The sequence below is a fragment of the Paenibacillus sp. FSL R10-2199 genome, assembly GCF_038000235.1.
GTDB classification, from domain to species: Bacteria; Bacillota; Bacilli; order Paenibacillales; family Paenibacillaceae; genus Paenibacillus_AQ; species Paenibacillus_AQ phytohabitans.
The window spans coordinates 5724474-5736531 of record NZ_JBBOBO010000001.1; the positions used below are offsets into that span (position 1 = coordinate 5724474).

General features: G+C 50.0%; 12 protein-coding genes. 5 read left to right on the forward strand and 7 right to left on the reverse strand.

Translation table 11 applies throughout. From position 1 onward, the window contains the following. Nucleotides 1-27: 27 nt before the first annotated feature. Nucleotides 28-1182 (forward strand): hypothetical protein, encoded by a 1155-nt coding sequence (locus NYE33_RS25080; RefSeq protein ID WP_042136804.1) that lies wholly within the window; start codon nt 28-30, stop codon nt 1180-1182. A gap of 103 nt (nt 1183-1285) precedes the next feature. Here the strand turns inward: NYE33_RS25080 and NYE33_RS25085 are convergent, their stop codons facing one another. After that, entirely contained in the window at nt 1286-1597 is a 312-nt protein-coding gene (locus NYE33_RS25085) for a hypothetical protein (RefSeq protein WP_231575366.1), read from the reverse strand. 431 nt (nt 1598-2028) lie between these two features. Here NYE33_RS25085 and NYE33_RS25090 point away from each other — a divergent pair, with 431 nt between their 5' ends. Continuing rightward, complete coding sequence (locus NYE33_RS25090) at nt 2029-3327, forward strand: DUF5050 domain-containing protein (RefSeq protein WP_042136803.1); 1299 nt, start codon at nt 2029-2031, stop codon at nt 3325-3327. Between the two features lie 423 nt (nt 3328-3750). On the opposite strand, the gene NYE33_RS25095 is transcribed toward NYE33_RS25090, so the two are convergent. Further along, the gene (locus NYE33_RS25095) at nt 3751-4086 is read right to left on the reverse strand and encodes an antibiotic biosynthesis monooxygenase (RefSeq protein ID WP_042136801.1); all 336 of its coding nucleotides are present in this window, start codon (nt 4084-4086) and stop codon (nt 3751-3753) included. 235 nt (nt 4087-4321) lie between these two features. Here NYE33_RS25095 and NYE33_RS25100 point away from each other — a divergent pair, with 235 nt between their 5' ends. After that, on the forward strand, nt 4322-4873 hold the full coding sequence (locus NYE33_RS25100) for a hypothetical protein (protein ID WP_042136800.1): 552 nt from the start codon (nt 4322-4324) through the stop codon (nt 4871-4873). Nucleotides 4874-4958: 85 nt separating this feature from the next. Here the strand turns inward: NYE33_RS25100 and NYE33_RS25105 are convergent, their stop codons facing one another. The 5 genes from NYE33_RS25105 to NYE33_RS25125 all read right to left on the reverse strand — a co-directional run bounded on the left by NYE33_RS25105 (nt 4959) and on the right by NYE33_RS25125 (nt 9108). Next, on the reverse strand, nt 4959-6092 hold the full coding sequence (locus tag NYE33_RS25105) for a DUF4179 domain-containing protein (protein ID WP_081969979.1): 1134 nt from the start codon (nt 6090-6092) through the stop codon (nt 4959-4961). Continuing rightward, on the reverse strand, nt 6082-6618 hold the full coding sequence (locus NYE33_RS25110; protein ID WP_042136796.1) for a sigma-70 family RNA polymerase sigma factor: 537 nt from the start codon (nt 6616-6618) through the stop codon (nt 6082-6084). Before NYE33_RS25110 ends, NYE33_RS25105 begins: the two co-directional genes overlap by 11 nt. Before the next feature lie 172 nt (nt 6619-6790). After that, a complete protein-coding gene (locus NYE33_RS25115) occupies nt 6791-8023 on the reverse strand; it encodes an aminopeptidase (RefSeq protein WP_039303534.1) in 1233 nt (410 codons plus the stop codon). A gap of 103 nt (nt 8024-8126) precedes the next feature. Continuing rightward, complete coding sequence (locus NYE33_RS25120) at nt 8127-8675, reverse strand: hypothetical protein (protein WP_336100823.1); 549 nt, start codon at nt 8673-8675, stop codon at nt 8127-8129. Nucleotides 8676-8760: 85 nt separating this feature from the next. Beyond that, nucleotides 8761-9108 (reverse strand): hypothetical protein, encoded by a 348-nt coding sequence (locus NYE33_RS25125; RefSeq protein WP_039303540.1) that lies wholly within the window; start codon nt 9106-9108, stop codon nt 8761-8763. 217 nt (nt 9109-9325) lie between these two features. Between NYE33_RS25125 and NYE33_RS25130 the strand changes: the two genes are divergently transcribed. Together NYE33_RS25130 and NYE33_RS25135 are read left to right on the forward strand one after the other, a co-directional pair. Next, nucleotides 9326-10456: a VanZ family protein gene (locus NYE33_RS25130; RefSeq protein WP_336100825.1), complete on the forward strand. Its 1131-nt coding sequence runs from the start codon at nt 9326-9328 to the stop codon at nt 10454-10456. A 30-nt stretch (nt 10457-10486) separates the two neighbouring features. Further along, the gene (locus NYE33_RS25135; protein ID WP_336100827.1) at nt 10487-12037 is read left to right on the forward strand and encodes an amidase family protein; all 1551 of its coding nucleotides are present in this window, start codon (nt 10487-10489) and stop codon (nt 12035-12037) included. Nucleotides 12038-12058 lie beyond the last annotated feature (21 nt).

Sequence of the window (12058 nt, forward strand, 5' to 3'; positions counted from 1 at the left end):
CCAATAATAGGAAATGGATGTGAATCTATGAACCGCAGTATTAGGCTATTCTTGCTATTGCTTGTATCCATTGCCGCACTCGGCGGCTGCAGTTCAGAGCAGGCTGGTTCCCCTAAGCCTTCTTCCTCATCCGCTGCTCCCGGATTCACGGGAACGGTGCCCACAAGCACACCTGAACCTGCCGTTTCTCCGTCTGCGCCTGGAGTTAGCGTAGCCCCTGCTGCGGCGGCTGTGCCGGATCCGGCAGATTCCTTCCGGGGTGTCCGGCTTGTCAGCAAACAGGGAGAGGTTATAAGAGAATGGGCTTCAGCAGCCATTAACTTGTTCCAACCGGTAAGGACCGGCCTGAACGAACAGCAGCAGCTGCTTATCTACCACATCGGCAGTGAGCAGCCTGAGCTTCTGGCGGAGGACGGAAGCATAACATCCTGGCCGGCGCCGCAATGGTCCGGTGAGGAACCTCCCTACGGTAATGACTACGGCAATGATGTGCTCTATGCCGACCGGCTGCTGAATGATGAGATTTTTGCCGTCAAAGGAAACCGCACTTTATACCTGGTGAATATTACAACCGGAGAAGCCAAAAAGCTGTATTCTGCCGAGCGGGCGGTCTATGGACTCACCGCATCCCCGGATAACAGCCAGGCTGCCCTGCTTGTTGCCTCTGAGCCGTATATAGGTCCTGACGCCGATTTGATTGTTCTGAACCGTAAGGGAGAAGAAGTATTCACCAAACCGAGGGCCAGCGTCCAAAGCCACAGTGACGGATTTCTGTTTATTTATCCGATGGCCTGGAAAGATCCCGGTATCCTCACAGTTCCGGTCAGCGGATATGAGCAATATGGCAACGGTGGCGTGAATCTGGTTCATACGGATACTGGGGTAACCGAGTTCTTGGAGAAGCCTTCCCTTCCCGCTGACCTGCTTCTGCTATTTGAGGAATCCGCCGGAAAGGTGAAATTCCCGGAGGAGCTGCACTTCCTCCCCGAGCCTGGAGACCAGCCTGTGTATTATGCGGTTCAAGGCATGAATTCGGATATCTGGCTGCTTAATCAGAAGACCCGGCAAGCCGTGAAGCTGGAGAGGGGACGTCTGCTGAAATGGACCAGTGACGGCAACCTGCTGATAGGCAAAACCTCAAGGGAACTGCTGGAGGCCTATATAGGAACAGATTCCTTATAACATGCTGTCTCTAGCATAATTTTCGATACCGTATCTACCACACGCAATAAAAGCGGGGATCAGCCTATGCGCCGGTCCCCGCTTCCCTGTATTCACTACAAATTTATATTTTCTCATCCCAAATCTTCCGCTCATTCTCCTTCACCAGCAGCTCAGCCGCCTCGGGGTAGACCGTCCGGAACGGATGATGTTTGGCTTCGATGACCTCCACCATTTTATCAATCATTTCCTGGGGGTCCTGCTGCAATGCAAGCATTGCGGCACCTTTTAGCATATCCGCGCGTTTCGTGAAATTGACTTTCTCGTCATACCATTTCTCTTTCTCTTCAAACATCATATCATTGAAGCCTGTCTTATAGGGTCCCGGATTAATGGTCGCTACCTGGATGCCGAATTCAGCGCCCGCTGCCGGCACCGGTTATGAAAATCGTTTTTTTGCCAAACATATAATCTCCTCCAGTGTCAGGTATAGTAGTTATATCAGCAGGCATTATCAATTACCGAAGAGCTGCGGATGATTACATGGTGATTTTACCCCTACCCTGGCAAGATAATCATATGCTTCCACTTGTACTTCCCGTATAATGCGTTCGGTTACATTTTCTCATTCATGCAAGCCTTGGGACTCTTTCCATCACTCGTCAGACTATATTTCCTTTCCTCCCCGCAGGTTTACCGCCTTTCAGCATACATAAGAACGCAGAATCCCCTAGCAACTTCCTTGATAACTTTAATGTTAAAGTTAATAATTGGTTCTTTAGATTTATATTACATATTGTGAATCTCTCCGATATCTTATTAGAACAGTATTTACTGTATACCACACTGCCAAAGAGGAGACTTCACATGAACGCTTTAAAGTTATTATCCAGAAAACTAGGTTGTATTCTGCTTGTACTGTTACTGGTGACCATCGGTACAGCCGGCGCCAGCCAAACACAAACGGCTTCAGCGGCAACAGCAGGCAAAGCATATGTGTATTATGTATCCAATGAAGTTCTATACCGTGTAACGACAGACGGAAGCGAAACACAGAAAATCGCCGAGAATTTCGATGGCAACGGATTAATGTCGACAGGTAAATATCTCTATTTTTACTATGAGAGCATCATGGGTATACAGCGCCTGTCACTAACTGATCCCGATGCCTTAATCACCAATTTTAGCGGAGATCGCAATATTGTCTATTTCCTGATCGATGGTGACTTCCTGTACTTCATGGATGACACGGGCAGCATCTACCGGACTTCAGCCAATGCTGAAGATGATACCCAGCTTACGCGGGTCGCAGACAATGCAGATGCGAACTTCCAGTGCTTTGACGTCCTGAATGGACGAATCTACTATAATGCCTTGAAGGATACAACCACTACCTGGGTAGCTTCTAAGCCTAGTGACGGGAGCGGAACCATTCAATGGATCGCCAGCGGAGCTATTCAGGATGCCAGTTTCATCCACCCGTATGGTGCCAGCTTAAACCTGATGATTGACACTATTCCTGGTGAAACAGAATATTCCCTTAATTCTAAGGTGCTCTACACGCTTCCCTTAAGCGGAGGGGCTCCCAAAGCAGCCAATGCCAAAAGTCCGCTGGATTCAAATGAAGTGTACGCTGGCACCTGGTCCAATAATTACTTCCTGTTTAACAAAGGGATTAAACTTGATGCAAAAGGAGAGAACAATTTCAGCACTGGCAAAGGCTTCCTGATCGACAAAAACGGAAAGATCCTTCAACTTAGCCAGAATAGTGTCCTAAGCATCAGCGAGTTAAGCAATACCAAACTGGCATATGTGGATTCCAAGGGCAAAGCATATATCAGCACTCTTGCAAATGGCAAAATAGCCTCATCCAAGGCACTTGCACTGACTAATGTTATCAATGTCCAAACCGTAAAGAATGGAACCACGCTTACTACCATTTTTTATACCAAAACCGATGCTTATGTACTGAATGCCGATTCAACACTGACCAAGATGGCGGGTGTAGAATCTGACTACTCCGTAATTACAAACGATATCCAGGGTATATATTATATTAACGCTGGAGACAACGATTGTTTGTACCGGTTCAGCAATGACGGTAAAACCAAAACCAAGCTTTCGGCTGGCCCGGTAACTTTTATCGGCTTGCTCTCCACACATTAAATACCAGACTATGAAGGAGCTTCTATTTGAAGCCCTGGTTCAGAAGAAAAGACCATGCACTGATATAACAGCTGCATGGCCTTTTTTTTCATTTAAATATCAATTCACACAAATAACCGTATCCCGTCTGAAAAGTTCCGGAGCAAGCCGCAGACTTCTTCCGGCTCCCCCATTCATAATTTCAATCAGCAATTCAGCGGCAAGCGTTCCAATTTCTTCGTACCGGTGACGTATGGTGATAAGCGGCGCATTCGTATTTTCGGTAAAAAAGCATTATCATAGCCGATCACCGGGAGATCGTCAGGCAACTTTATCCCCTTACGGCCCAATTCATAATTGCCCTCATAGCACGAGGTCATTGGCACAGCATACCGCATAATATCAAGTTTGCTGTCCAGAGAAGGCATTCTGAATTAGCCCGGTTTAGGAGCGTTTCCCGTAGGCCTTGCCCTCTTTTACCGTCTGTACATGATACATATTTACTGTAGTGCTAATGATATAAGCAGGCTTCGCCTGCCCTCTGCTGTTCTTGTGGCCCTGAAGATGGGCATCACTCTTCTCCCAGTTCTTCCAGGCTTCCTCCGATTCCCAGCGGATCAGCAGGAGAACCTCTTCATGCTCCTTACTCTTCTTATTGACCATCACGCTGACATCGATCAGCCCGTCCATTTCCTCCAGTGCCCCCTGTTTGCTGAAGCGTTCTACTACGGTGCTACTGTTGCCTTTTTCTACAACGATGGATCTGGTTTGCACGTACATATTGATCTATTCCTCCTGAAGAAGCTGCTGCACCGGGCTTAAATATTGATGCAGTCAGCTTAAAATATAATACTCTCATTCTAATTGATAATCGTTATCATTTCCAGCCAAGCTGCAGCACAATAGATAAAGTTTATTTTATAACAGAGATCTCACTAGAAAGAATAGAACTCCCGGTATAAAGTTTTAATAGTTGTTGTTACCCAATACGCATAGAAAGCAGGCAGAATATCAGATGAACATCGAAGTTAAGCTTACCGGGCTTAATGAAGCCTATATTATCAAAAATATGTATCCGCTCTATCTGCATGATTTGTCGGGACATTACGGACTTGTGCAAGGACATACCCCTAACCGGCACGGTATATTTGAGGATGATGACGAATGCCGCACACTGGCAGACCAGTATGAAGTGCAGAATATCTGGTGGGAGAAACCCGGGATTCTCTACCCTTTTCTGATCATGGTGAATTCACTGCCGGCCGGGTTCGCACTGATTGCCACTCCGCCGCACTGCGGGCAGGAGGTTAATTATTTCGTGAATGACTTTTTTCTGCTGCAGCCCTTCAGGGGGAATGGTATTGCGGAGCAAGCGGCTGTGGAGGTATTTGAACGGTTCCGGGGCGAATGGGAGCTGTTCACCAATCCGGCGGCGAGGAATATAACCGGTCAGAAATTCTGGCGGAAGACGGTCTCCCGCTATACGCAGGGTCAATATACAGAGCGCACCGGAGAGACCTTCGACGGAAATATGCTTGTCTTCCGGTTTAATAACCGGATTGAATGAGTGTTAACTTTGACACTTCACAAGTCACACAGCACAAAGGCTGACGCGCTAAAGATACCGGCGGTCAGCCTTTTCTCATCCTATTTTACGGCAGAATGGGCAGGTTAATTTCCTTGGCATTCTTACCTGTGCCCGTCTTCAGAATCAAATTGAGGGACTCGGGCTGATCCAGCAGATTGCTGCCGAAGCTCCGTTCAAAGCCCTCATAAGTTCCGGAACCCAGCGTCATTCCTAGATGAACAGTTCCATATTTTGTAATCGACTGAATTTCATTCCCGTATACAACCTCAAATATATTTTGCCTGTTCTGCCAGGTAATATCTGACTCATTCTTAATTTTAATCATCGTCCGGATCAGAAGTGGTGAGATTTCAACCTTCTCCAGTGTCACTTCGATCCCGTCGAGGACGAAGTCTTCATCCGGCTGAACAATGACAGTTTGCTGCTCTTTGAATTTCGGGTCCAGCTTGAAGCTGACCTTGAGTCTGGGAGAATAATGCATGTCGGCTACAATTGTCCCTGTCTTCGGCTGGCCAAGCTTGCCGGTGTCCACAGATGCGATCTGGAAATCTGCTTCAAGCTGCTCCGGGAACGGCTTGTTCCGGTCCAGATTGATAATGCTTCGGCCGTAGTAAATACGGTTATTGAGCAGGCCAGAAGCCGTCGCATTGCCCCCGATTCCGCCACCGTTCTCCAAATATTGTCCTGTTGATATATCCTTCATTCGTGCACTGCTGGTACCATAGACCTCCTGGCCTTCAGCCACTTCTGCGGTGTACAAAAAGATAATCCGGTTCTCATCCGCTGTAACGGCATTTAATGTAATCTTATAATCTCCGCTAGCGGCACTTTGATTAATCATCTGGATATAATCATGCCGTATAGCTGAATCCAGAGTCGCCGCTTCCATATCAAAAGAATAGAGCCGTTTAAACTTTTCCAGCTCTCCCCAATTCACTACTCCAGGAGGTGTGGCAGTATGCGATGCAGAATCGTGGATTACTGGAATGAAAAATAGGATCATTGCGGCAACCGCAGCGGCAGCCAGGCCGATAAAGGAACCTTTGGTGAATCTGCCCTGCCAGCTTCTCCTGCGTCCGCTCTCCATTCCCGCCTGAACTGCCATTCTGACCGCATTGCCTCCGGCGTCCGCTTCAGCTGCCTCGTGTATACGGACCGCATCAGACAACATCGCCTGTTCTTCCCTGCTACTGTTCATTCCATTCACCCCGGTTCTTCATAATCATCCTAAGCTGCTTCAGTCCTTTGTGCTGCCAGGTTTTGATTGTTCCCTCCGGCTTCTTAAGCAGAACGGCGATTTCAGCCAAGGTCATATCATTGTAGTATTTGAGCAGCAGCACATGACGGTATTTCAGCTTCACCTGCAAGAGCGCCCACTGCATCTCCATAGTATGAGTGCTGTTATGAATGACCGGCTCCATCATATTCTCCGCTGCGGTCGGGACTGCCCTCTTCCTTCTCCGCTGTTCGTCAATGCAGACATAGATTAATATCCGTATCAGCCAGGATTTGAACGCCTGGGGGTCCTTTAGGGTTCTTCGTTTCACCCAGGCCCGGCAGGTCGCTTCCTGCAAGGCTTCCAGCGCATCGTTGCGGTTGCCCAGATAACTGTAAGCAATATGATATAGCTGATCACTGTGCTCCATAACCGCTTTAACAAAATCCGTCTCTTCATGCGGCACAGCGGCAGTAACCCGCTTCATCTCAGCCCCGGACATCGTCATCTCTCCCTCTCCTCTCCATCACTTTTTCATGAATTAGACGGAGAGGTATCACAAACAGTTTTATCCTGCGGCAATTATTATCACAAAAAAAACCGCATTCCCCGCTGACCGGGAAAAAATGCGGCCTTACTTGTGGAACGCAGCTAATTAGCCGCCGCCGGATATCCTCCGGCTACAGCACCCAGTTGCCTTGGCGGAACACCGGCTCAATGGTCCCATCGGCCAGCTCCCCGTCAATATCAAGCTCCGCCGAGCCAATCATGAAATCGACATGCGTAAGGCTGACGTTGGCTCCCCTGGCAATCAGTTCTTCGCTTGTCATGGAAGTCCCGCCTTCAATGTTAACCGGATACGCACTGCCCAGGGCGAAATGACAGGATGCATTCTCATCGATCCCGGTATTATAGAACACTCTGTTCAGCCGGGAGATCGGAGAGTCATGCGGCACCAGTGCCACCTCCCCAAGATAAGAGGCCCCTTCATCCGTGTCCAGCAGCGAGGTCAGATGCTCACGCCCGGATTCGGCATCATAGGCTGTAACCTTGCCGTCCGTAAAGGTAACCGTAATTCCGTCCACCAGCCGTCCGTTCAGATTAAGCGGAAGGGTGCTTTTGACAGTACCATTGACTCCGGTGCGATGCGGCATCGTGTAGATCTCTTCCGTAGGCATATTCGCTACAAAATATACACCGCCGGCATTCTCGCCGCCGCCGCCGCGCCACAGATGGCCTTCAGGCAGTTCTACGCGCAGATCCGTGCCCGGTGCACGGTAATGAAGGCTTTTATACCGTTTGGCATTCATCCGCTCCTGGCTCTGCTTCAGGTCACCGATATGACTGCGCCAAGCAGCAACCGGATCCTCGCTGCCCACACGGTTCATCTGGAATACCGCTTCCCACATTGCCTCAATCCGGCCCTCTTCAGGCAGATCAGCGAATACCTTGTCCGCCCAGGCACGCGTAGGTGCCTTGACCAGCGACCAGCTGATTCGGTTGTTGCGGGTATAGTTCTGATATTTCTTACGGGCTACAGCAGCAGCCTTAACCGCTGTGGAGACTTTGGCGGAATCAATTCCGCGGAACAGCTCAGGGTCCGGTACCTTAATATGTAATATAGCCCCGCCTTCTTCAGCGAACCCCTCCAGCATGTCCGCATGCCACTGCGGATAATATCCGAAGGAATCCTCAGAAGCCTTCTCATAACGGATGCGCGTTACCGCTTCATCATCCCAGTCCACAAGCACATATTTAGCCCCTGCCTCATAAGCTTTGCCTACGATCAGCCGGGTAAGCTCCACGGTCTCAAGCGGTGCATGCACCATCAGCACTTGCCCTGGCTGCACGTTCACGCCAACCTTTACCACAAGCTCTGCATATTTCTCCAGCATCAGATCAAAATCCTTCATGTCTTCTCTTCCTCCGTATCTATTCCGTCTGTGAATGATTCTTGCCTTACTTTGAACAAACCCACTTGTTATTTTAACGCAAAAAAGGGCATGTGGCGATCAGTTAATCCCCCTCAGCCCATTTTCCTGTATAGACGCCGCTCTCATCACTCCGGATTATAAACCGGGCTTCGCTGAACACCGAGTTATGCCGGTAAGCAGACATTGTCAGCTCACTCTCTGTAATTCTCTCCGGTGATTCTCCGGTTAGCGGAGTCCAATAGATCGTCTCACCCGGCGCTATCGTAATCTCCTTACCAGCCTGGTTCACCTTATAGTCTGGCGCATTCCAGCGTATGAAGCTGCCCGTACTTGCACTCAGCCTGATCTCATCCGCATCTTCAGCATTAACAATCAGCGTATAGCCGGGTGCCTTGCTGTCGGTGACGCGGTAGCTTCCATAAGAAGCCTCACGATCCGGCTGCGCCAGCTCCGGTGTTCCGTCTGCAGCATGAACCGTTAGACTAAATACCTTCTGCCATGCCTGCAGCTTCTCCGGTCCGGAAGAAATCTCCCTGTAAAAAAAGGAAAGCAATCCTAGAGCGATAATGAGCAGCACTCCCGCAACGAGGCGAAACCGGGCCTTCTTCATTCCGGTCCTTGTCCTGTTCATTTCCATCCCCCTCCAATCATATTAATCTCCCTGCTGCGCCGGAAACGGAAAGTGCATTCCCCCTCCGCCTCCGGTACCGCAGAATCTACTGTTTATCCACCTGCAGCAGCGTAATTGTCTTCACATCATACGTATGCGAAATCTTCTCTTCGTCAATCACTTTCAATTTCGTGAGACTCGCTACTTTGGCCGGGTCTGCCTTGGAGAGCAGCCTCCACAGTTCCGGATCTGACAATGTCTGGTAAAGCTTATCATCATCATATTCCTTCCGGTTCTGCGTGACAAGCTTCACTTTGTAGCTGCCGATAACCGACTCCGCCTTGCCTTGTTCAGCAAAATAGGCCAGAATATCCTGCCTCAGCCCGGCCAGCTCCTTTTCCAGCTCCTTCTGCCTGGTCTTCAATTTATAATACTGCTGTACCTTCTTCTCCATCCTGTCTCACGCTCCTCTCCTCATATGTATGCAGGAAAGAACGGATAGAATGATTAATTCCATGGATTAAGCCCAGGTTTAATTCTATACTGAAGTCGGTTCAAGCAAGTTATAATAGGGGAAATAGTCTGCAACGTTAAGAACCGGGGTCTCATACATAATGCTTAGCATCCTATCGAGAAATCGTTCAGACAAAAACTAAGACAGCAGGTGAACCATGTTTCAATCCTATCTTTTTCCGATCTCTTATGCATTTATGGCTTTTCCGTTAGCGGCGCTGCTCTTCACTTTGCCGTTCCTGATCGTTCAATACCGCCGGCACGGTTATATCAACAAGATTCGGGCGCTCATCCTCTATTTGCTGCTCCTATACTTGCTGAACGCCTTTTTCCTGGTGCTGCTGCCCATGCCGGACTCACGCCATAACGCTGCGCCTACCGGGCATATGCTCCAGCCTGTGCCGCTGCAGTTCATTCAGGACATCTTGCGCAATACGCATCTCTCGCGTAATGATCCGTCAAGCTATCTTAACGTACTGCGCGAAACGGATTTCCTGCTGGCTGCCTTCAATGTTGTGCTGACCTTACCTTTCGGGCTGTTTCTGGGCTACTATTTCCGGACCCGCTGGGTCGTGTGCATCATGCTTTCTTTCGGGCTATCGCTAATGTTTGAGATAACACAGATTACCGGGATTTACGGTTTCTTCGACCATCCTTACAGGATCTTTGATGTCGATGACCTGATCACCAATACGTTCGGCGGAATAGCCGGATTCCGGATTGCCTTATGGATCTCCGGACTGCTGCCGCGGATTGAACAGCTGGACAGCCAGGAGGATTTATCCGCCAAAAAGGTTACCTACACACGCCGAGGCCTCGCTTGCCTGCTGGATGCAGTCCTATGGATGGCAGCGGCACTTCTGCTCAATCTGCTATCTCTGAATATTTCATTCTGGTCAGTCAGTATGGTGTATTTCCTGATCGTTCCTCTCTTAACCGGAGGGCGGACGCTCGGCAAATGGGTGGTGCGTATCCGGCTGGGCAGTGCGGATGGTGGTCCGCTCAAACTCTGGATGGTGTGGATAAGGTATGGACTACTCTATGGATTGCTTGGAGGAATAAACTTCCTGTCCCTTGATTCTGCCTTAATGCTTAATTTCGGCACTGCAGGTTCTACGGTTATACGAATTACAGCCTCGCTTGCCGATCTGATCTTCTTCATTCATCTGCTGATGCGGATGTTTAAGCGTGACCGCCCGCTATTCTACGAAGAGTGGAGCAGGACACACAATGTGATTACCTGGCCGGACCCGCAGCCGGCAGCTGCCGCTGAGACGCTGGCCAACTAAAATACTATGTATAGAGGGAAGAAAACAGCCATGAAAAATAATGATGCAGACCTTAGCTGCAGCCCCCTCAGCAACATTCAATCCCCCGCCCGGGAGTGGCAGGAATGGATAATTGAAGCGGATATAACAGCCATGCAGCAGGAAATGGAGCAGGGCAATTTAACCTCCGAGCAGCTAACCCGTCTATACTTAGAGCGGATTGACCGGTATGACAGCCTGCTGAACTCTGTACTGGAGATTAACCCTGATGCACTGGAGATTGCCCGGATGCTTGATCAGGAACGCCGGGACAAGGGAGTACGTAGTCCGCTGCACGGGATTCCTGTACTTGTTAAGGATAATATCGCTACTTCGGACAAGCTGCACACCAGTGCGGGAGCGCTGGCATTGGCAGATTACAGGGCTGCTGAAGATGCCGTAGTCATTAATAAGCTGCGGGCTGCAGGTGCAGTGATTCTGGGAAAAGCAAATATGACGGAGTGGGCCAACTTCATGTCGCCCACCATGTGGGCGGGATACAGCTCACGCGGCGGACTGGTGCTGAATCCTTACGGGCCCGGTGAGCTGTTCATTGGCGGCTCCAGCTCGGGAAGTGCTGCGGCCGTTGCCGGTAACCTGGCAGCTGCCGCTCTCGGCACGGAAACTTCGGGTTCCATCATTTGTCCGGCTGCCCAGAACTCGCTTGCCGGCATCAAACCTACGTGGGGGCTGGTAAGCAATGCGGGGATTATACCGGGGATCGGCAGTCAGGATACCGCCGGTCCGATGGCCAGAACCGTATCGGATGCCGCACTGCTCCTCAGTGTCATTGCCGGTACCGGAGAGCATCCCCACAGCGCTTCATCCGCTGGGACAGCAGGCAGACAGGATTATACTGCCGCTCTGGATATTGAATACGTGAAATCCAAACGGATTGGTATCCCGAGATTCTATTATAAGGATTTGGATGAGGAGGCACTGCTCCTGATGGAATCTGCCATAGCTGTTCTTAAAGAACTTGGAGCTGAAGTCATTGATCCTATTGAGCTTCCTTGCCAGAATGCCGAGTGGAATGCTGTTATACTACAATATGAATTCAAAAAAGGCTTAAACCGTTATTTAAGCGGCCTGCCTGCTTCTATCCCGGTGCATTCCCTGCAGGAGTTAATCGAATTCAACAACCAGCACAGCGCACAGGCGCTGAAATATGGTCAGGGAACGCTTGAATGGCTGGATACTTCCGGAGACGAGATTACGGAGCAGGAATATCTGGAGCAGCTGCAATTCTCCCGGTCCATGGCTGGCAGACAAGGCATCGATTATGCACTGGAGCATTACGGTCTGGATGCCATCATGTTTGCCGGATTTCACGGCACTGACCTGGCAGCCAGAGCCGGCTATCCGCTCATTACAGTCCCGGCCGGATATACCACTACCGGGATAACTGCACCGGGAGGCTATATCACCAACGGTCCGCAGGGGGTCACCTTCTCCGCTTCAGCCTTCAGCGAAGCCGTGCTGATCGGCATTGCATACAGCTTCGAACAGGCCACGAAGCACCGGCGTCCGCCGCTTCTTGACACGGCCAGGGAATCCGATTGATATCACAAACAGAGGCGGTAC

Excerpts from the sequence above, each read along its gene's own strand:
- NYE33_RS25080 (WP_042136804.1), top strand. The coding sequence starts at position 28 with ATGAACCGCAGTATTAGGCTATTCTTGCTATTGCTTGTATCCATTGCC.
- NYE33_RS25090 (WP_042136803.1), top strand. The coding sequence starts at position 2,029 with ATGAACGCTTTAAAGTTATTATCCAGAAAACTAGGTTGTATTCTGCTT.
- NYE33_RS25095 (WP_042136801.1), bottom strand. The coding sequence starts at position 4,086 with ATGTACGTGCAAACCAGATCCATCGTTGTAGAAAAAGGCAACAGTAGC.
- NYE33_RS25100 (WP_042136800.1), top strand. The coding sequence starts at position 4,322 with ATGAACATCGAAGTTAAGCTTACCGGGCTTAATGAAGCCTATATTATC.
- NYE33_RS25105 (WP_081969979.1), bottom strand. The coding sequence starts at position 6,092 with ATGAACAGTAGCAGGGAAGAACAGGCGATGTTGTCTGATGCGGTCCGT.
- NYE33_RS25110 (WP_042136796.1), bottom strand. The coding sequence starts at position 6,618 with ATGACGATGTCCGGGGCTGAGATGAAGCGGGTTACTGCCGCTGTGCCG.
- NYE33_RS25115 (WP_039303534.1), bottom strand. The coding sequence starts at position 8,023 with ATGAAGGATTTTGATCTGATGCTGGAGAAATATGCAGAGCTTGTGGTA.
- NYE33_RS25120 (WP_336100823.1), bottom strand. The coding sequence starts at position 8,675 with ATGAACAGGACAAGGACCGGAATGAAGAAGGCCCGGTTTCGCCTCGTT.
- NYE33_RS25125 (WP_039303540.1), bottom strand. The coding sequence starts at position 9,108 with ATGGAGAAGAAGGTACAGCAGTATTATAAATTGAAGACCAGGCAGAAG.
- NYE33_RS25130 (WP_336100825.1), top strand. The coding sequence starts at position 9,326 with ATGTTTCAATCCTATCTTTTTCCGATCTCTTATGCATTTATGGCTTTT.
- NYE33_RS25135 (WP_336100827.1), top strand. The coding sequence starts at position 10,487 with ATGAAAAATAATGATGCAGACCTTAGCTGCAGCCCCCTCAGCAACATT.